Source organism: Puniceibacterium sediminis (assembly GCF_900188035.1).
Classification (GTDB): domain Bacteria; phylum Pseudomonadota; class Alphaproteobacteria; order Rhodobacterales; family Rhodobacteraceae; genus Puniceibacterium; species Puniceibacterium sediminis.
In genome coordinates this window covers 9,223-32,855 of the sequence record NZ_FZNN01000026.1, presented here as the reverse complement: position 1 = coordinate 32,855, position 23,633 = coordinate 9,223, and the positions used below count along the sequence as shown (strand labels likewise).

Below are 23,633 nucleotides of genomic sequence, written 5' to 3'. Positions count from 1 at the left end.
GTGCGTGCGGAGGGCACCAACAATACGTCGGCTACGGCCACGGTATTTTCGGCATTAGTCAGTCTTGCAGGTGTCACTACCGGACTGACTTTCGACATCTCGACGGTCGAAACTTTGGTGGACGGGACAATCAACGCCGCAGGCACAGCCCCCGGTGCGGGACTCGGTAGTTTTGATCCGGCCAACGCGGTTTCGCTGAGCCAGAACACCATCACGATGCCCGGGCACGGCTTCACTGAGGGGCAGAAGATCGTTTATGGCGCGGAGGGCTTCTCGCTCAATCCGTTTGGCAGGCATTTCGACGCGATGGGCGGGCTTGAGGACGGCGGCACCTACTACGTGCGCGTGGTTGATTCCGATACGATCCAGCTGACGAACAAGCCGACCGTCAATCTGGATAACGCGGCCATGACGGCAGGGGCAGAGCATCGGCTGCTGACGGCGGATTCAGTTCTGTTTTCGCTGGACGCAATAGATAGCGATCTAGACCGAATAGGATATCTTGAAAACGAGTTGGCGGATGACGGTGCGGTGGTCAACGTGACCTACAACGCCAATGGCAACACAGCGATTACCGGTCTGACAGACGGGGGTACATACCGCGTCCTGAACGCCGATGACGAAGGCTTTCAGCTTCAGGCGCTTGGGGCTGCGGCTGGTGATCCGGCGATAGAGTTATCACAAGGCGAGGCTATCGGACGGCATAGCTTCACCGGCACGAACGGGGCGGCCTTCGATATCGACCTCGGGCTGATCGATACCGTAAACGACATCGTAACAGTCAAGGACCATGGTTTTGCTATTGGGGTCGCCGGGCAGACGCGTGTGTTCTATTCGACGGGCGGTTTGGCCGAGAACAAAATCGGCGGGCTCCTGCTCAATCAGGAATATGTGCTGCACGCGCTCGATGCGGACCGCTTCCAATTGCTGCCCATCGACGCCACCGGGGCTGTCGGCGACCCGGCAGATATTACCGCGCCTGCGGCGCCAACCCTGCATATGATTGTGTTCCAGAACAGTGACGCGCGCTTTGCCGCGGATACGGATGTGAATAGCGAGGCGAACACAATCACGCTCGCGGGCCATGGCTATGTCACCGGTGATGTCGTGATTTACTCGGTGGATCCGACAGTGTCGAACACGGTGAACTACGACAGCTTTGACGCAAATGGAGTCCTGACTGTTAATACCGCGACCGTCGGCGATACGCCCATCGGCGGGCTGGTAGACGGCGAAAGCTACAGCGTGATCGTGCAAGATGCGAATACCATTCGGCTGATCTCGGATCCGGGGCTGGTTGAGGATGCCCAGGCAATCGACCTCACGTCTGTCGGCAGCGGTGACGGGCACACCATCACCGATGGTGTGGAAACGCGTGGCATCGGGGTGCACGCAGACCTTGATGCGACCAGCAGCGTGGTGTCGGTGCCTTTTCTAGGATTTCCGTTCAACCCTGTTGGCTTTGTTGATCTCGCCACAAGCTCAGATGCGCAGACAGCGCTGCTGTTCGGCGGAATCGAAGCTTTTTCGCCGACGACGTCGAAAGCGCAAGACAAGCTGATGGACAGCACGGAAAACTCTGATCTCTCAGGTGCTGGATCGGTGGGTATCAACTATGCGGACCATAACGTGCGCGCATCGGTTGGTTTGGTCTCGGCCGTCCTGAACAGCGGTGCTGACATCGACGTAAAGGCGAAGGTAAAACAGACTTTCCAACTGAATACCTCTGCTGGCATCGCGTCCAAATCCGGAAGTGATGGGGCAAGCATCTCGCTGGCGATCGGCGTGAATGTACTCGGAAATTCGGCGCTGGCGGAAATCGGTGGCCATGCACAGATGGATGCACCCGGAACGATTACCATATCGGCAGATGTGAGCTATCCTTTTGTAAAAAATATCAAAGATCTAGTCGACCCAGAGAAGATTTTTGCAGATGGTTCCAAAGGGCTGCGCGCGTTCTTTTCGCAAGCATTCGGCCTGACAAGCTTGTTCAATGCATGGTCGTTCGCAGGATCGAATGGCGACGGTTCGACTGACGCGTTGTCGGTAAGCGGAGCGTTATCCGTCAACGTGATGAATAACGAATCGAACGCGGTCGTTCGCAATGGTGCGCTGATTAATCAGGAATTGGACCTCGCGGATGTCGGCGACGTAATCGTGCAGGCCGATACGCAGATGGACCTGCTGACACAATCGGGAAATGTATACTTCGTCCAACCCGATCTTATGATCCGCAAGGGTTTCCAAGGTAAGAAAATATGGGGCGATATCCTGTCGCGAAGTTCCTTCGCGTCTTTTGGCAGTTCCGACGGCAACGTGATGGGAGGCGCGGTTCTGCTCAATATAATTGATAATTCGACCAAGGCGATCATCGAAGGCGGTGCCGTGATCGCAGCACACGCGATGGTGTTGAAGGCCAAGGAAGATATCTTTGCGCTGGAACTTGGTGCCGGCGGCGGCGAGGGGGGCGTCAATAGCAAGATGAATTTTGGTGGCTCCGGCAATGGATTGGTTCATCTTTCGGTAACCTATGCTGGAATCGTGACCACCCAAAACCGGCCTGCCCATGTCGTCGCAACCAGCCTTGATATCGACGCCATTTCCGAAATGCTGCACATCAATATCGCGGGATCGTTGAATAGCAGCGCAGGTGGCAAGTCGTTTGGCCTTGCCGCCGGGGTTAACGTCATCGAACGCGACACCATCGCCTTTATCGGTGCCAGCCCCGAAGAGAGCGCTGCCCCGGCGGGCATTGCCACAATCACGGTGGACCGACTTGATATTGACGCGCGGGCGGATGGTAACCTCTGGGTGTTCGCGATCTCTGGCAGCCTTGTCACCAATCAGACGAAAGATCTGGTTACAGATCCAGAGGATCCGACTGGTCCGCTAATACTACCGGAAGGCGCCAAATTCGGCGCCGACGTTGGCCCAACGAGTGGTGGTTTCGGCATTTCGGGGGCGACAGCAATTAACTTCGTCACCGACACCACGCTGGCCTATATCGACACCGCCGGAACTATTTCTACAAGCACCGCGCGTATCGCGGCCGAAAACCTGACCGAGATGGTCGTCGCTACGGGCGCTGCATCTCTGAACCTCGATACCAACACGGCCGCAACATCAGGTTCCACCACGGTGGCAGGTGTCTTTGCACTGAACCAGACCAAAAACCAGACACATGCCTATCTGAAAGGCGCAGAATTGCTGTCGCGCGATAATGGTGCCGGCATCGCTGATGCTGCTGATGTCGAGATTGAGGCGCTGCGCGCCGGCCGAATCTATGCATTCTCCATCGCGCTCTCGGTAGACCGATCAAGCAGCGCCAAGTCCTTTGCAGGGTCGATTGCGATCACCCGGATCGAAGATGAAACGTTGGCCTATATCGACGGGGCGACGGTCAACGCGTTCAGTGGCGGAACAGACAAAGCGGGTGATGTGAAAATCGCGGCGACCAACACGTCGGAGGTTTTGGCAATCGGTGGCGGCGCGAGTTTCTCAGGCAGAAAAGGCGTCGGCGGGGCGATCAGTTTTAATCAGCTGTCCAGTACCACGAAATCCAGCATATTGGGAACGGCTGCACGCAGCACGGTGAATGCCGACGGTTCATTGGATGTGCTCGCAAATAACGATAACCGCATTCGTGCACTTGCAGTATCGGCAGGGGTGCAAGCGGGTTCGCCGAGTGTCGGATCGAGCGTTGGTGCCGTCACGATTGCGATAAATATCCTGTCCACCGATCCTGCGGTTTTCTCGGATGCGACCGAACTGACGCAGCACGCGGTAGCAGCAGTTATATCTAATTCGGACGTAGCGTCCCGCGGTGACGTAACGCTTACGGCTGAGGACTCTTCTGTAATTCAAGCCATTGGCGGTGCGCTGGGTATCAATCTCCAATCAGATGCATATGGGGTAGCTCTGGGCTGGAACCAGGTCAACACCAGCCTGCGCGCGCGCATCGAGAACGGTGCCAAGGTGACGCTCACTGGCGCGGATACCGATCTGATTTTGCAGGCTCTCTCGACTCAGGAGGACAATTCGCTGGATGGAAAGATCTCGGCGGCCTCCATTGGCGGAGCAGTGGGGGGCGATACGGCCATCGGTGCTTCGCTGGCGGTAAACGGCATCCAGATAAAGGCCGAAGCCATGATCGATGGCGGCACAACTGAGGTCAATGCAGACGGTAATGTGACGGCAAGGGCCCTGGATGACGCTACTATAAACGCGCTTTCGGGCGGGGCTGCATTCTCGAACGGCGGGACGGGCATCGGGGCGGGCATTTCGGCCAATTATATTTCTAACGATATTTCCGCGGGCATCGTCGCTGCGACTGTAAACGCCGGCTCGAGCGGGGAATCCGGCAAGAATGTCCGCGTTGAAGCCACCGAAAACGCCCGCATCCAGGCACTGACCATCGGACTTGCGGGCTCTCGAGACCGAGCGGTTGCGGGATCCGTATCTATCTCTGTATTCAATAACAAAGTCGTCGCAAAAATCGACAGCACAGCAACAGTCAGTGCGACTGGTGACGTCGCAGTTCTTGCGGAAAACAATGTAAATACGACGATCATTGCAGGTTCTGTTGCCCCTTTGGGAAGGTCGTCGTTTGGACTGTCTATAAGCTCACTCACCGTGGTGAATACGACGCGCGCCTATATTGATGGAAATGCCGTCATTGCCGCGCGGATCAGCGAGTTAGCAGATACTGGCGTGACCGATATATTCGGGACCGAACGAAAAGGTGTCGTCATTCAGGCGGTATCGGATCATGAAATCATGAACGTCGCTGTCGGCGGAGCGCTTAGCCTCGGGTCCAGTGGCACAGGCGCGGCAACGGTCACGGTCATCGACGATACGGTCGAGGCCTACGTAACAGATGTTACCGCGAGTAGCGCTGGGACGATTACCACAGGTGCAGACCTTGGGATTCTGACAAAAAGCGCGCTGTTGTTGACCGGCATCGCCGGCGGCTTGGCGGGCGGCAAGACAGGCGCCGGTATCGGCGCGGATGTCGGTATCGTCACACGCAGAAATCGCGCGTATTTGGGTGAAAATACTAAGGCGAGCGCAAGCAACGACGTCGAAGTGACCGCACGCGGATCTGAACGTATCGCATCGATTTCGGCGGCGTTGGGTGCAGGTGGAACTGGTGTGGCAGGAACTGCCGGTGTCGGCGTGATGAACCTGACCACCGAAGCAATGATTCACAGCGGCGCAGAAGTTATCGCGCAGAACAACGTTTTGGTATCGGCAGATGATGCCACAAATATCGATCAGATTTCGGGCAGCGTTGGTGGGGGCGCAAGTGGCATCGCGGGTGGTCTGGCAGCTGGCGTAGGGGTGATCGACAAATCCACCGTGGCCGAAATCGCGGACGGAGCGATCGTGACGGCCCGTGCGCTGGGTGATGGTATCATGGCGTTCTCGGGCGCGTTCGAGAGTACCTCTGCGATCACCTTCAGCAACACCGGCATTTCAGGCGATACGATCACCACTACCGCCGATCATGGTCTGGCAACTGGGGATCAGGTTGTCTATGAGGGCGCAACGAATGCAGGCCAATTGCAGAGCGGCAAAATCTACAGCGTGGAGCGCGTGGATGCTAATACGATACGGCTGACCGACGCGGAAACCGGTGCCGTGGCAACGGCCCAAGGGGGCGCGGGATCGTCTACGCAAACACTGCGTAAGGTCAACAGCCAGTCCGAAGGAAGCGCGGCGGAGCTGAAGTCAACGGATGTCGATTTCGCGACCGATACGCTGAGTTCCATAACGGACCATGGCTTTCAGACCGGGCAGGAAGTGGTCTATGCTGCTGAGGCTTCTCGTCTTGGCGGACTGGAGAATGGCACGCGTTATTTCGTGATCCGGGTGTCTGATACTGATTTCCGCCTGAGCACCAGTCGCGCAGATGCGCTGGGCGGTACTGGTATCGTTGATCTCAATCATCTCGCGGGTGTAGCAGATGATGATAGCCACACGTTCCAAGCATTGTCTTCGGGCGGCCTGCCATTGTTGGATAATGACCAACTGAATGATCCGAACTTGTTTGCAGACAATAATAACAGGGCTGCAACGACGTTGTCAGAGGGGGTGATCGTGACTGCGATCTCCACGAATGACGTGGTTCTAGTTGGGGCTGGTGCCACGTTGTCTACCGGTAATGCGGGTACGATTGCAGCGGCCGTTGCAGTCCATGACATCGATACACGCGCCGCCATCAGCGGCGACGCCAAAATCAACAGCCTAGGTGGTGGTCAGGACGTGCGCGTTACGGCGGCGCGCGACTACGATGTTATCGGCATCGCGGCAGGTCTGGCGGCATCAGGCGGCATTGCAGGCACGCCCGCAGCGTCGGTACCGGTACTGAAGGGGGCCACCGAAGCGTTGATTGATGGCAGTTCTGGGACTGGTCTGATTTTCGCAGAGCGCGACATCATAGTAAATGCGAATGCACAGTCCAAGATCATAAGCGTCGGGGCGGGGATTGCGGGATCGTCCTCCGCGCTTGCAGTTGCCGGCTCTGCCTCGGCGATTCTGGTCGACACGGAAACCCGGGCGGCGATCAGCGGAGATACAAGCATTGTAGCGTTGGGAAATGTGCTTGTTTCTGCGCTGGATGATACGGAAACCTATTCGGTTGGCGGTGCCGTCGGTATCAGCCTTGGCGGTGGTGGTGGGGCAGGTGCTCTGGGTTTAACGTTCATCGACAAAACGACCGAGGCGTGGATCGGCCAAGGCGCGAACGTGGATGCCTATGGCTCAAAGGCCACCGTGATTTCGGACGTACCGACCGGAGAAGAAACCGGCGGCACATTCACTCGTGGTACCATCAACGGCGTGGCGGTTCTGGCGGAGAGTTCCGAGAAGATAACGAACGTCGCTGCCAGTGTCGGCCTGGCCGGTTCGGTGGGGGTTGCCGGCGCGGTCAATGCCAGCAAGATCGACAGCGACACTTCGGCGGGCATCAATGACGGTGCGCAGATCAACCAGACTGCAGCCAGCAGCCCATCCGTCAATGTTTCGGCGATCAACGACCTCGATATTTATTCTGTCGCGGGTGCTTTGGGTGTGGGGGTCAGTGCGGGTGGCATCGGTGCGTCGGTTGATATTGGTATTATTCGAAACGATACCAATGCCTTAATCGGCGGGGTCGGCACGGCGGTCACAGCAGGTGGCGAAGTTGATGTGAACGCGCTCTCGGACTGGGAGATGGACAGCATCACCATAGGGTTTGGGGCCGGTACGGTGGGTGGTCTCGGCGGTGGAATTATCGTCTACAGCATCGGCGGAAATTTCAGCGATGAGTACTCTTCAGACGCTGGAACTGCCAACGCGATGGCGGCTCCCAATCAAAGCGTCGTTTCGTTTGTGGAGTCTTCGCTGGCTCCGATGATCGGCGCGGCGACCGAAGCCGAAAATGGCTCGGCACCATTTTCGCCTCTGGATGGCGCTGTCGTCAATGACACGACCAACGAAATCGATCTTGGCGGCGATGTTGATCTGCACACCGGAGATTCGGTGGTATATCAGGTAGGTGCGGGCGGCACGGCAATGACCGGGCTGGTGGACGGGCAAACCTATTTCGCAATCGTGGATAGTGGCAATGCTAACCTTATCCAGCTCGCGGCAACGCGCAATGACGCGCTGGCGGGAACAGAGATCGATTTTGACTCTGCTGGGGCCGTGGGCAGCGAGCACCGTATTCTGACTGGCAGTGCGGATATCGCGAATGCGGCACGGGCCACTGTAGGGGTTAACGCGCCAAACGGAGAAATGAGCAGCGCGATTTCGGTAAATGCGGGGGTTACGGCGGGCACCGTTGCAACTATCGAGGCGGAGGCCGTCGTTTCCAGCGGCACGATCGATATCGACGCACGTCAAAACCTTTCACAGAGTGCTAGTGCAGGCGGAGCGGGTGGTGGGCTAACGGCAGGTGTCGGGGTTGGTCTAGCGATCATCAACGTTGATGCGGACGTTGCCGCCTATGTCGGGCCGAACGTCACACTGATTGGCCGTGGCACGGGCGACCTGACGATCCACGCCGCCTATAAGGGCGATTTCGGAGTTATCGGTGTAGCTGGTGCTGCGTCTGGTGTCATATCTATTGCGGCGGCGGCGGCGGTGGTGAACGACGTCAGCCGGGTTGATGCCCTCTTGGGCGCACGGCCAGACGCAAATGGCGGGGCAAATGGGATCGAAGGCACACCCATTTCTGAGATGTACGGTACCGTATCGGGGTTCCGGAACGTGGTGGTCGACGCGGATGCTGACGTTGACTACGGACTGCTGAACGTGGCTGCTGGCATTGCCCTTAAAGTGGGCCTTTCGGCCGCCATCGTGGCGGCAGATATTGACGTCTTTGTGACTGCGGCGATTGGTCGATATACGCAGGTAAACACTCAGGGCGCGGGCAACGGTAATGTGACCGTAAACGCGAACCGCGGGGTGGACGTGCTGCCATACACCGGGCGCGGCGGACCGATGGGCATTGCTATCGGTGGCGGGATATTGGGCGGAGCTGCAGGGTTCGGCTTTGTGGCAATTGGCGGCGATACGGTTGCACTCGTCGACGACGGCGCAATCATTGTGTCTGGTGGCACGGTGAGTGTCTCAGCCACAAGCCACGATGATCTGGTGATCAGTCTGGATGGCGGTGCGATTGGTGGCATCGCTGTCGGCCTGATGTTCGGCAAATCGGAAGTGACGGGGCGGACCCGTGCCATCGTAGGCAAGGGCGTCAGCATCCGCGGCGCCAGCGTCGTCATTTCATCGGCAAACGATGTGACGGCTGACATCAAGGCGATACCGGCGGCCGGAGGCATCATTGCCGGCACGGGCGTTGTGATTGATGCGGTCATCACCAGTGGGGCCGTCACCCATGTTGAAGATGATGCGCTCATTATCGCAACGGCGGATGATGTATCCGGAAAATCCGCGCTGCAGGCCACTGCGGCTTCTACGGCTAACGCCAAGGCCGATGTAATTAAAGCCACTGTAATTGGCGCAATCGCAATTGGCGTTAATGCCCCGGAAATTGAGATCAACAACAGTGCCGAAGTGATCATCGGCGCTGCCGATGATACGACAACTCCGGTCGGCGCCGAACTTACTGCCGAGCAAGGATCTATCGAGGTGGTTGCAAGTACGATCACCGTAGGTAGGGCGTATAGTGATGGCATGGGATTTGGCGCCATCGCGGTTGCGTTGGGGTACGCAGGCGGCGATGTCGTTGACAACACAACCGTGACCATCGGCGCCCTGTCTGAACTGACCGCAGCAAGAGCGGTCTTGGTCGATGCAAACACCGACACCGACGTTGAGGTCCAAACCGAAACGCTGGGCGCTGCTTTCGGCAGCGGCGGTGAGGCGAAGGCACGACTTACTGTGACGGAGACCACACTAACCGACCTTCGCACCGGGGCCAGGCTGACTGGTGACAGCGTCACGGTTCAGGCCCGCCAACTTCGGGCTGAGACGAATGTCGAAACTTTTGCGAACACAGGCGCATTGATCGCCGGCACGCAGGCAGATTCGACCCTGACTACGGTGATTGACGTCGATGTGCAAATCGCAGCGAATGTAGTTCTGTCAGGCGAAACGGAGGTCACCCTGACAGCCGCGCAGGTCGATATCGACACAAAGGCTTCCAGCCGCATTTACAAGCTTGCGTTGATTCAGGTTGCGACGCTGGCCAAGGCCACGAACACGCTGACCAGCAATACTGATATCTCTGTAGCCGCCGATTCATTGATCAGAACCCGCGCGCTATTGGTCCAAAGCAACGCGGATGCTTCGCCGACGCACACGTCCGTTGCCTCTAACACCGGCAATGCCCTGCTGGATTTTGCCGAAGAACTCCCAATCAAGACGGTTGTCTACAACCGGACCATTGATTTCAACGCGCGCGTTGAATTTTTAGGGCCGATCAGTCCGGACCTGACCATTAATGCAGATGGCAGCAAAACAATTAATGGCGATGTGGATGCGATCCTAGTGGGCGGCGTCTGGAACGTCACAGATATCATCAATGACGGTACAACTGCGGGTCGGGTGGAATTCTTGATCCCATCCAACACGTGGGACGCGACCGGTGAGGGCACGGCTGTCATCACCGGGAATCCAGAATTCGTTTTCATCACGACATTTGATCGAGTTTATATAAAGAACCTCACCGATTACGATCTGCGCATCGGTGAAATTGACGTGTTGGTTTCCAGCGCCACAGTTGCAGCTAATATCGTCGTGAATGTCTCGGACAAGGCCGGGTTCAACTACGTCACTGCCGAAGAGCCGGGTGAGACGGACCTCAGAATATCGACCGGTGGCACAGGCGACGTGCTGTTGAGCGACCGTATTTTCAACTTCTCCGGTCTAACGAGAATAACCTCTGGTGGAGGCGGCATCTTGCAGGATAACGCCGCTGCTGTGGTCGTCTCGCCGCAGCTATTTATGCGTGCCGAGGAGTCCATCGGGACCGCAGCATCGCCACTGCACACCGAGGTAGAATTGCTGGATGCGGCTGCTGGCGGCAACATCTACGTGAAAGAGATTGATGGCGTCACCATTGAGCAGGTGTTCACGCAAACTGGTACTGTGCGCCTTCGCGCGGGCGGGTCGATTCTGGATGGGGACACCGGTTCGGACGAAGGTGTGGACGTCACCGCGCAACAGATCGAGCTTATCTCGGATGCTGGCGGCGTCGGAACAATGGCAAATGCATTGGAAGTTCAGACCGGGTTCTCGGACCTGAATGCGCAAGCCGCTGGCGATATCATCCTAACCGACATCAACGGCGGGCTATCTCTGGGACGGGTTGTTTCAAACAGCGGCAATATCCGCATCATCGCCTCCGATGATGCGTTAGGAGATACTGATGACGATCTGAGGCTGGGGGCTACCAGCCACGTTCGCGCGGTGTCGGGCGACGTCACGCTTGCGGCGGGCGATGATTTCGCTGCCGCGCGCGACAGTCTCATTCAGGGCAATGCGGTCACGATCAGTCTTGGTGAGGCAATCCTGGATGGCGGGATTGAGAGCACAGGCGACTTTGCAGGCACGTTGACGGCGGCCACAGTCACCATTCAGGGCGGCACCGGCCGCGATGCAATCTCATTGCAGGGCGCGACATCCACAATTCTGATCAAAACCGGTGGTGGCGAAGACCGTGTTTATCTGGGGTCCGAGGCGGCCGCAGGGGTTTTGAACGGGGGCAACCTGCAAGGCATCGCAGCCGAGGTTACGATCCGCGATGATGACAATGATGGCAATGTGATGTTGGCCGCTTCGGATGAGATTGAAAACCTCACTGGTACGATCACTGATACGACCATCACCGGGTTCCGCATGGCTGGATCTGTCGTCTATGATAACCTAGCAAAGGTGCAGCTGTTCTCGGGTTCGGGTTCGGACACGGTTAACGTGCTGTCTACAGTTGCGTCGACGCAGATCGAACTCTTCCTGCAGGGCGGCGATGATGTTGCGCGTGTCGGGTTAGATGGCTCAGTCGATTCTGTCGACGGCAGGGTCACTATCGACGGCGGCATCGGTGAAAACAAGTTGATCGTCGACGATAGCTCTGATGGGGCTTCGATTGGCGAAACGAATGATTTGTCAGGTAGAATACAGATTTCAGGTTTGGGAATGGGCGGCGCTGGCAACGACGCGCCAAACCGTGATGTCGGCGTAATTTATGATCACATCAACGAGGTTAAGATCCTTCTGGGCGATGGTGCTGATCAGTTCAACGTCGGCGCGACGGCCTCTGGGGTCGGTGCTACGACCTTGCTGGACATGGGCGATGGCGAAAATTCGGTAACGCTGGGACCTGTCCTGTCATTCATTGCCTCACCGCTGACTATCGTGGGCGGCGCTGATTTTGATACGTTGAACATCGCTCCGACGGTGGCGGCCAATCTGAAATTGGATAGCGATGGCAGCGTTGGCATCTTGACCGGCGACGTTTCTGAGACCCGCTTTTCCGGGTTCGAGACGCTATTTGTTGATCTTTCTGACAGTGGCGATCGATTTGAGATCGCAGGCACGCCGACGGCTGTCACTCTGAATGCCAATGGGGGCGGGGACCTGATCACCATCAAGGGCGCAGAGGCGTTGATTGATATCGATCTGGGCGATGGTGCAGACACTGTTCTGATCACGCGCACAAGTGCAGCGATCTCGGTGCATGGTGCTTCGGCTGACGCGCTAAACGATACGATCATCCTGGACCTGTCCAGCGTGACGGCAGAAATGGTCGGCACGATCCGGGGCGGCGGAGTAGATCCATCTGACACAGGCGCCGGTGCGCAAGGCGTCGGAAGTGCCACCATAGCGATCGAGGACAACGCGTTCCTGACAATTGGCGATATCTTCATCCAGGACGTCGAAATCGCGGACGTGCGTCTGGGCACGAACAACGACACGTTTATCATCGACGCTAATCTGGCAAGTGGTGAAGACGCTCTTGCCGCGACACGTATCTCTCTGGACACCGGCAATGGCAAAGACATCGTTCGAGCCATTTCGATAAGTACTACCGAAACAACAAACGTCTCGGGTGGAAATGAAGATGATCAGCTGATCGTCAACATCGACGCCTTCCCGGGTGATGCTGATTTCACCAGGCTGGCGCTCGATGTCGAGTTGCTGACCATCGACAACACGTCGTATAGTGACGATGCAGTTGCGTGGACACAGGTCGACGGCGATCTGGTCAAGGCCCGTTTCGTATCGGAGGCGGCAGCGCTTGACCGTACAGTCATCGGCACCGATGGCGCGGATGTGGTCGAGATCCTCGCCGGCACACAGGCAGACACGCTTGATGTCAACACGACGGGCAACTCGGGCATCACCGGGAAGATCATCGGTAACCGGGTCGAACTCAGTTCGGGTCTGGAAGTTGCTACGTTCGATAGCTCATCGCAGTTCACAAACTACAACGATGTGATTGACTTCTCTGGCTTGTCGGCCTCGTCGAATGGCTACTACACAGAAGACGGTTTCTTCGTCTACGCGATCGACAATACCCTAGATGAAGACGCCAGCGTCGTCGGCGTGACCCCCGAGACATTGATTGCCAGCACTAGCGGAAGCCGGGCGGCGGCGCCGACCACGGGTCAAAAGCTGGTTATTCGGACCGTCGGAAATACGACCTTCAGCGCTGGAGAGGCCTTCGCTCTTTATGGTTTGGACGTGACGGGCGGCACTGGGCTGACGATTACGGCGGTGTCGGTCAACGGTTTGACCAAGACGGTCAACAGCCTTGCTGAGCTCGGTGCGACCTTCACGGCGTTGCAGGCCGTGATAATCGACAGCCATGGCGGGTCTGTGGACAACATCGAAGTGGCGCGCATCGCCGGGCTGCTTGGCGATGGCCTTGCCGATGGCGGTGATGTGCAGACGATGGAACTGTCCGGGTCGGGAATTGTCACACTGAACACGTCCAACGGGGTGGTGAGCTATGGCAGTGGCGTCGTCCGATCCGGTGGCGAAATTCTATATAGCGACTATGCCAACGGTATCGTGAATTTCCGTTTTGATGGCAATCTGAACATCTCGGGCACGGTGAAGATAAGGTTTGCCGGATCTAATGGCGGATCGCTGGCCGTGAGTAACGATCTAAGCATCGGCCAAAACGTGACGTTCGACGCGTCAGCAACAGGACAGGTTGCGGGGGCTGGTGGTGGCTCTGCAGGGGGTAGCGTTTCAGGCGGCGACGGCGGAACTGGCGGTGCGGGCGGTGAGGGCGGCGCAGGTAGCAATTCACCTGGCGAAGGTGGCGCTGCCACGTTCTTTGTCAATCATGGTGGTAGCAGCGGTTCCTCAGGTAATTACGGGATACCCGGGGACGACGGCAACAGAGGCGAATCGGGGTCGACCGGTCTGGATGGGTCGGCTGGCGTAAACAACAATTCCGTCGGAGGCGGTGTGGGTGGCACTCGTGGCACTGGCTCCGGCGCTGGCGGCAATCGCAACGGCTACTCCGAACCTGGCGGCGGTGGCGGTGGCGGTGACGGTCGCACCTTGCGTGCAGAAGGTGGCGACGCCGGTGGCCGCGGTGAAAATGGTAGCAGCGGTAATGGCGGTAATACTGGCAACGTGGGCGGAATCGGCGGTTCAGGCGGCAATGCTCGGGACGATAGTCTTATTTCCGGCGGCGGCGGCGGCGGCGGCGGCGGCGGCGGTCAAGGTGGTGGTGGCGGCGCTGGCGGGTCGGGCGGCGGCGGCGGCGGGTCGGGCGGCGGCGGAGGCGCAGGTGGTGTTTCTTCCGGTGAAGACGGTGCCGTTGGCGAGAGCGGCGGAGACGGCGGCAAAGGCAACACTGGCGGGATTGGTGGCGACGGTACACCGGGTGGCGCTGGTGGTGGTGCATTTGAGATCGTCGCGGAGGGTCGGATCACCATCACTGGTGGATACTTCGGGGCTGCCGGAGGGGATGCCGTTGATTTCAGTTCGGCTAACGAAGGCTCAGGTTCGGGCGGCGGCGGTTCAAACGGCAGCAACCCTTCTGAAGATGGCGCTCAGGAAGCAGGCGGCAATGGTGGCAATGGCGGTATCGGCGGCACTGGCGGTAACGGTGGCAACGGTGGCAATGGCGGCGACGGTGGTGTTGGCGGCGGCGGCGCTGGTGGCACGGTCAAGTTGCAGGCGTCTGTCATCAACGGTGAGACGAGCGGAACTTCGGTTGATGCCTCTGGCGGTCTGAACGGCAATAACAACGCCCGTGCAGATGAAGGTCGGTTCATCCTTGTTGGCCATGACATCAAATTCAACGGCGCCGAGCGGCTGCCCGGCAATACCTCAAACATTGGTGGCGTAAGCGCAAAGGAAAGTACCTTTACCGGCGATACAAAGGTCAATGACGTGTACACAACGACCGTGTCTACACCGAGCATTGCAGGTATTCAGGGCGGCGCTGATGTTTACGGTATTCTGGATGGTGTTTCGGCGGCTGATCTTGAGTCTCAGGTCACGTTCACACCCAACCTAAATACGCTTGCTGCGGTGATACGCCTGGACGAAGTGCCAGCACCATTCATTGGCGGGGCGGATAACGTTGACGATTATGCAGGCTATGACGCTATTGTGGTGGTCAACTTGTCAGGCGTCGCGCTCAGCGATCCGGCGATCTCATTGTCTGTTGGCGGCGCGATCACGAATTTCCAACCGATGCAGACACATTCCGGCACGGATGCGGGCGTGCTGGGCGCATCACAGATGTGGATTACACTCGTCCCGGAAACGGAAACGTCAGTGAACGTGAACGTGTCCTTCTTCGGAGATCATCTGGAGAGCGACCCGGAAAACCGAACGGCGCAGGTGATCAGCACCACGATGAACGTCAACGGCGACGTGTTTGGTGTCAATGCAGGTCTACCGACCCAGAATGTCGTTCCGGCGCAGGTGCCTGGGATCGACGCGTTGACGGCTAATGATGATGGGACTGTCATTTACGGGATTGATCGGAGCTTGGATGCAATCGTTGTGATGAACGATGACGGCACTCAGCGGCAATTGGTCAAGCAGGGATTTGATGCCAATCTGATTCAGGGCATCCAGGATATCGCTATCGTCCAAAGCGCGGATGGCAACGAATATCTCTATGCCCTCACGCAAAATTTGTCCGCGCCATCTCAGATCGTCATGTTCGAGATTACGAATGGCGGCGAGATCGTCGAAAATTCGGCCAAGAGCCTGCTCGGCGCACTGCCCGAAGGGCTTGATACCTTGTCGGTCGCTGCTGATGGCCAGAACCTTTTGGCGAGCGGCCAGTCAGGCGTGACGCTGATGGCGGTCACTGCAAACGGAACAGTGCTGTCGCCTTACGCTTCTGATGCCGGGAACGTCACAGATCACGCCGCAAACGCCGAGGGCACAACAATCTTCACGGTAAATGCAGTGCTTGGCAGTCTCACTGCCCTGGACGCAGGCAGTCTGGCAGACATCAACACCGTCGGGCAATTACTCGCGCCCAGCTTGGCGGGGGCAAGCGACGTCGCGGTCGATGCGGATGGATTGATCTATGTCACGTCTCAGTCGACCGATACGCTGAGCGTTTTCACCTATGACGCGGCGACCGGATTTACATTGACGGATGTGTTGATCAACGGTCTCGACGGGGTGCGCGGCATGAACGCACCGTCGGATGTTCAGGTCGCGCCGGGCGGCGAATTCGTGTTTGTGACCGGGGCAGCCAGCAATTCTGTCGCCGTTTTCCAGCGCGATCTGGACGCGGGCGGTGCACCCACCGGCGAGTTGGTGTTCGTTCAGGTACTGCGCGACCGGACCGGCGGCAATGAGGGGCTGAACGCGCCAAGCGCGCTGATAACCACGACACTGTCCGATGGCGTTACACCAGTAGCGTATATCGCGAGCGTGGGTGATGGCGTGACGGCGGGTGGCATCGCGCGCTTCACCCTTGATGAGGTGGCAGCGAAGCCGCGCCAAAGCATCACGAATTTTGAGAACATCACTGATCTAGGGGTCTCGACTGCGGGTGGTGATGATAACATCACGCTGACGATCGCACCCGATGCAGAGGTCGTGCGCACGCGCATATCGACAGGCGACGGCATGGATCATGTCTCGGTTCTGGACCTGGTGGCCAAGGATACTGCCGTCACCACATCTGGCAGCATCACGACCGGTGGGACCAAGATTGATACCGGAGGGGACAGCGACGTTATCGATGTCCGCGTGACGACTTTGGATGGGGAACTGACGCTTGACGGCGGCGCAGGTGATGACACGATTACGCTGAAACCGCTTGGTAGCGGTCAGCGTATCGACGTGTCCGGGGGGCTGGGCAACGACACGGTACAGATCGACGGTTCGGCAGTGGATGCAGACATCGAAATCATCACATTGCATGGTGACAACCCGTCGGTACTTTCTGGTGATACCCTGTTGTTCAACCCGGGGTCGCAGGGCTTTGTTCAAAACGGTTCTCCCACGCTGGGGGACATCAAATCAGACACTGGCGGGCTGGTGAATTTTGACACATTCGAAGCCGTGGAGCAGATTGCTCCGCCCGCTGTCACATTACTTGATGCGTCCACCGGAGAAGGCCAGGGTGTCACGCTGTTGATCGACATCGCACCCAACGGGACCGGGCTGCTTGAGGCTCCGGTCTTTGATCTGGATGGTGATGGTGTCTTCGAGGACGCGACGGCCACGCTGATCTCTGCCACCGGGTTCACCGAAAGGTGGGAGCTGACCCTGAGCGACTGGGACGTGTTACGCGATTTTGGCATTACCGATGATGGCACTTATTTCATCGCTGTTCGGGCCACTAATAGCGAGGGCGCCACGACCTCGGACGCAACGCTCACCGTGACGAATGCTGCACCTTTGGTTGATGCCACGCCGGACGCTGCTGTCCTGCCATTCGGCTCTGAGTTCGCGATAAGGTTTGACGCGGTTGATCCAGGCGACGACACAATCGGTGAATGGGTCGTGGATTGGGGCGATAACATCATCGAGACCTTCGGTGCCGGTACGACCGGAGCTGTGCATGTCTATCAGGATGCGACCGGGGGCATGCCGAATATCGTCACCGTGACAGGAACTGACGAGGATGGCGCATCTGGATCAGATACCATCGAAGTCACAGTCACTGTACCGCTTGATGCGCTGGTATTCGTCAACGAGGAAGTTTCCATCTCTGAGGGCGGGAGGGCCGAGTTCGAGGTAGTAACGAAGGGCGCGAGTACCGGCGTGACATTGTCGATCGATGCCAACAGGAATGGTCTCTTTGACGATGAAGTGACCGTGGCGATCTCCGAATTCGGCTTTGATTGGGATGAACTGCAACGCATGGGCATCCTTGACGATGGGATCTATAGCGTAAGCGCCACGGGTTCCTACGTCGGCATTCAGACTGCGCCGATATTTGCCACCTTGATCGTGTCCAACACGGCACCCACCGCCAAGGCTAATGTAACGTCACTGACCGGTAGCGTCATATCGGAAGGCGAAGCAGCGCTGGTCGCGGTCACCGAAGCTTTTGACATCGCATTGGGCGATTTTGACCCAGACGGCATATCGAATCTGACATTCTCGTATGACTTCAACGATGACGGCGATTATACCGATGCTGGCGAATTGTCTGCTTCAACCCAGCAGGTTGTCACTATTCCGGCGATTTATCACAACGACGATGGGCTGAATACTATCCGTGTTTCCGTGTCCGACGGCGAAGATTCAACCGACATTTTGGTCAACTACGCGGTCGAAAACGTCGCACCAGTGCTGACGGTCGCTCTTGCGTCGGGCAACGCTGTTCTTGAGGGCGAGCCCTTCGATTTGTCACTGAGCGCTGCTGATGTGGGGAACGATACCGTTCAGTTCTGGTTGGTAAGTTGGGGCGATGGATCGGCTGCTGAACGCTTTGACGGGGCAGATATCACAGTGACACATGCGTATCTCGATGATGGCGTCTTTGGCATTTCGGCGCAGGCTGTGGACGAGGATGGATCTTATGTCGCAGCAACGGTCGAGATGACCGTAGCGAATGTAGCACCCACACTGCTGACGCTGGACGTGACAGACACATCCGAAGGCGGATTGTCAGTTTTGACCGGGACAATCGCAGATCCCGGTGTTGCCGACGACTTTTCGGTCACCGTTGATTGGGGTGATGGCACGACCGAGCTTTTGTCGCTTGACCCGGGCAGTAGCGAATTCCGGTTTGACCATGTATATGTCGATGATGGATCGTATGATGTAACAGTTACACCCGCTGACGACGACGGCGCGGGAGGTGTGACCGAGACGACCAACGTGGTCGTGCTGAACCAACGGCCGGTTCTTATCTCGCTAGCGACCACCGAAAGTGTTGTATCCGAAGGGACTGCTGTCACGCTGACTGGCTCGCTGATGGATGCGGGCGCTCTTGATACTCATTTTGTTGTGATTGAGTGGGGCGATTTTTCTGACAGTGTCCTTGTTGATGTCGATGCGGTGACGCGGACATTCAGCGCCGTGCATGTGTTTGACGATGACGACGCTGCGGGTGCATCGGCCATTTTGCAAGGCTTCGGAGAGTTCCAGATTACAGCCGTGGTGTTCGATAATGATGGCGACAGCGCCATGCCACAGACAACGCAAGTGGTCGTCGAAAACGTGGCACCTGCGTTCGTGCCAATTATTGAGGGACCGGATGCGTATGCGTTCGACATGAACGCAACCAGCATCGTCGAGAACGATGTGGTGACGATTTTTGGCACGATCACCGATCCCAGCCTTGGCGACACACATAGCCTGACAATCCACTGGGGTGACGGATCGGCGACCGACACGATTATCATTGATCCGGTTTCGCGCAGCTATTCGCTAGACCACCGTTATTTGGACGACGACCATCTGTCGGACACGGTCAGCCTGGACGGTCCGAACAAGACCTTCACTATCACAGCAATACTTAGCGACGATGATGGTGAAAGCATCACAGCCAACCGAGACATAACCGTGGTGAACGAGGCTCCGACCTATACCGTTATCGGCAACAACGCCGATGTGCCCGGCGCCGTTCTTCCTGGTGAGACAGTGATCATCACAGCAGATTTTGCGGATGCGGGCAGTCTGGATGCCCATACCGTGACCATCGATTGGAACGACGGCACCGTCGAGAAATATCCGGTTCTGAATCTGGGCGAGCGGACGTTCAGCTTTGACCACGATTACGCATCGCCTAATATCTATGATGTCACAGTGACGCTGTCCGACGACGACGGCGGGACGGTCACCGCCGAAACCCAGGTGTTCTTGTCCGGCATATTCGTCGACGACAACCATCGTCTGGGTGTTATAGGCACCAATGTCGATGAAGTGATCAAGCTGCGTGCAGTGGATGCAGCCGAGTTGGTGGCAGGGCTCATCTATCTTGTCGATGAGACATTCGTTGGCCACAGTACTCATCATTCGACAGGTCTGTTGGCCGGGCCAAATCCCGATAATATCGATCTTGCGGTTGCTGATACTGCGGGGCTGAATAATCTCAGCGTCAGCTTCGATATCAGAACCGACCTTCTGTGGTGGAGCACCTTCGAGGGGCCAGGTTCAGCCAATGCAGACACGATGCGCTTTGAGGCCGTGACGGCGGGAGGCGACACCTATCTGGTCGACAGCTTCGTCGTGGACGCGGAACGTCAGGTCTTTGTCGGCAGCTCTGGTCAGGAATTCGGCGAAACTCTGGAAACGCTGACATATGATCTGGCGGCGTTGGGTATCAGCGAGGCGTTTACCCTGCGGGTTGCGAGTGATTTCAGCGCCGACGGCGAGCGGGTGAGAGTGGAGGCAGTACAAATCACTGCATTGCGCCCGGCAATCACCGATGCGCCTCTGGACGGAATTGAAACAACAGTCTTTGCCGATGGCTTCGACGCTATTGGCGGCACGAAGGACTTTTCGCGGAATGAACATGGCAGCTTTGTGCTGGACATCGGCGCATTGAACGGGTTGCGCGACGGTGTCGTCAGGCTTGATCTGACGGCGAACGCCGGACAAGCTTGGAGCGGTTTTACCGCTCCCGGTTGGTACGGCGACGGCGATCAGTTCAAAGTCGAACTTTCCATAAACGGCGGAACGTACAGTACGCTGGACACCTTCGTCTATGACAAGACGCTCGATGCCTTTGTCGGTAATGAATCTGGTCAGGACTTTGGTGCGGACGGGGCTGTCGTAGTTTATGCGCTACCGGTTGGGGCCAAGGCTGCCGAGTTGCGGATATCATCCGATATTGGGTCCCGCAGCACGAAGATTTCGCTGGATTCGGTTGAAGTGACAGGTCAGAAATCCGTGGAAGTCTGGGAGCTGACAAACCGCCCGGACCTGCCGGAAGCGCAGTCGTTCGATGCGCTTAAACTGCCAGGCACCCATGAGGGGATCGACTACTTCCTGGCCTCCTCAATCAATTCTATTTGGGTTCTGGGAGTTGGCGGAGATGACACCATCGTGGTCGATACCAGCATCGGCGTTCCGGTCGAACTTGGTGGTGGGGACGGCAACGATCTGTTGATCGCGGGCTCAGGTGCCGCGACATTGTTGGGCGGCAACGGCAACGATACGATTATTGGCTCTCTGGTATCCGACGCGATTGATGGCGGGGCAGGTAATGATTGGCTCGGGCCATTGCAGGGCGGCGATATCGTGATCGGTGGCGACGGGTTTGATCAAGTTGGTCTGCCAAGCGTTGTACCGACGACGTATTTTGACATGAACGAAACGCAGGGCGAGACGATGTTGGACCGCAATGGCGGGCTAGCGGCGGTTCACATCGGGACGAGGTCGCCAGACTTTGACGATCCGGGTCCAGTAGCAACTGAGTTCAATGCGCAGACGGGTATTCACTTTCATAGCAATGAGGCCTTGAAGGTTGATCACGATACATCGCTCACACTGGCTGAAGGAACGCTTCAGTTTTGGATGAAACGTGAAAGCCAAGGGCACGATGATGTACTGATCTCAAAGTCAGACGGGCCAGAGCAGCTGGAAGTTGGCTTGCACGGCGGTGACCTGACCTTCCGTATTGGCACCGAAGACGGCGCGGGTATTGCGACGGCGAAGGATGAGATTGCGGCAGACGTCTGGACCCATGTCGCGGTTAGCTGGGGTAGTGACGGCATGAAGGTATTCATCAACGGCGAACTTGAGGCGATCAACAGCTTCACCGGCGGCTTGACCAATAATATCGCTGACATGTTCGTTGGTGGCGCGTTCGAGGGTGTTGATGAGCACGGAAACATTCGCATTACTGATGGCTTCTATGGCCGCATGGACGAGCTGGCCATTCATGATCAGCAGTTCGGTTCTGAGGCGATAGCATTGTTCATTGCACAAAGCCCGGCCGCCGCATTCTTTGAGGCGAGTGGCAAGATTTATCCGTCCAGCGCCCTACCGGGTGCAGTGACGGACTATGGCTTTACGGATGTAAACGGAGCGCTCGGAGTAGAGCATCGGGGCGCGGACGGCGGGCCCGTGATCGTGCATTACCCGTTCGACGAGGTCACACGAGGTGGGGCTGCGGATGCGGCCGGTACGTCGCAGGATGCGGTTGGTCCTAACATTGGTGTCTCCATGGACGTATCCGGGTCAACCGGATCGGGGGCTCGGTTCGACGGACATCATGATGCCTTGGTGACAGAGCACGACATAGAGCTGGAGCTTGCGGACGGGACGGTTACGGCCTGGATCAATTCGAACGATACGGGTCGTCAGGCGGTACTGTCGAAGACCAGCATGTATTCCGATACTGGTTTCACACTTGAGACCTACAAAGGCGACTTGCGCCTGCAATACGAAATGAACGGTCAAAATCACACGCTGGTTGCAAATGACGTCATCGAACGTAATCAGTGGCAGATGGTGTCGATGACATTTGGCGCGCGTGGCGTCGAATTGTGGGTCGATGGCCAAATGGTCGCCTCCGATGCTGCTGTTGTGTTTGATCTGACTGACAACGACGATTTTCTGGCCATTGGAGCATCACTGGCTCGGAACCGGGCGAGCGATGCTGATCATCCAAATCTGTCGGATGAGTTCGATGGCCGCATTGACGAGGTTTCCATCATCTCGGGCCAGGTCAATGTAGCCGCCATGTCGGCACTCTTTGTGGGTGGAGCAAGTGCCTACGAGATTGCAATCACCGCGCCGCGTATCATCGATACGCTAACAAAGGTCGAGGGTATCACATTTGGTGACGGGACAACCGGCATTGTCATCGGGTCCGGTTCTGAGGTTCCGACTACGCTTGCACCGGGTGATGTGGAGATGATCAGCACCGGCCCGGCGATTGTCATCGGGGCTGACGGAACGGCGCTGACGCTCGCGGGTGAGTGGGACGAGTTGCTGCCAGAAGATGGGCTGCGGGTCTTCGCACATGGCAGCGAAGTGCTCTTTGTGTTGGACACGTTGGCGGTCACGGTCGAAACTGAAATGGTTCAGCCTGTGCTACACCTTACGTTTGACGCGCTGGAGGGTTCGGTAATCACCGACGCATCCGGCGTTCAGCAGAATGGCGAGTTCGTGACCGGCGAATGGCGCGGTACTGAACAATATCTAGGCAAGGTTGGCGCGGCAGCGGATAGCGGCACTTCGGCAGAGTTCAGTCGCCATGGTGATACTGCCGTACTTGTGTCGGCTGACGCGGCCTTTGTCACGCCTGGGGGCAGTCTACAAATGTGGGTGAACCCGGACAATGATCGCCGCGATGGCGCGCTTGTCTCGACCTATGGTGACAATGGCGACAGGTTCGACATCGGCTTCGAGAAGGGGCTTTTGAAAGTATCCGTGACTGAGAACGGCGCGACCCACCGCATTTCCGGCCCCCGTCTGACGGAGGGTTCATGGGAGCATGTCGCCCTGACCTGGGGATCGGATGGTCTGCGGCTTTATGTTGGCGGGGTTGAGGTAGGCATGAATGACTACATCGGCGGTCTCGGCAATATCTCTGGGCAAATTGCAATAGGCGCACGCTGGCATAACCAGCGAGATTGCGATCCAAAGCTCAAGGATCATTTCGATGGCTTGATGGATGAACTGGCATGGTATGACCGCGCGCTGAGCGCGACAGAAGTAGGCCGTCTGGTGCTGGAAGGTCCGATTGCGCTGCCTCTAATCGCAGCGGAATAAAAAGA

At 57.5% G+C, this 23,633-nt stretch carries 1 protein-coding gene; it reads left to right on the top strand.

Annotated features, from left to right (window positions below):
- Nucleotides 1–23,628 carry a LamG-like jellyroll fold domain-containing protein gene (locus CHB75_RS19090; RefSeq protein ID WP_245841074.1) on the top strand — a complete coding sequence of 7,876 codons (23,628 nt, stop codon included), beginning with the start codon at nt 1–3 and terminating at the stop codon, nt 23,626–23,628.
- The last annotated feature ends 5 nt before the right edge of the window (nt 23,629–23,633 follow it).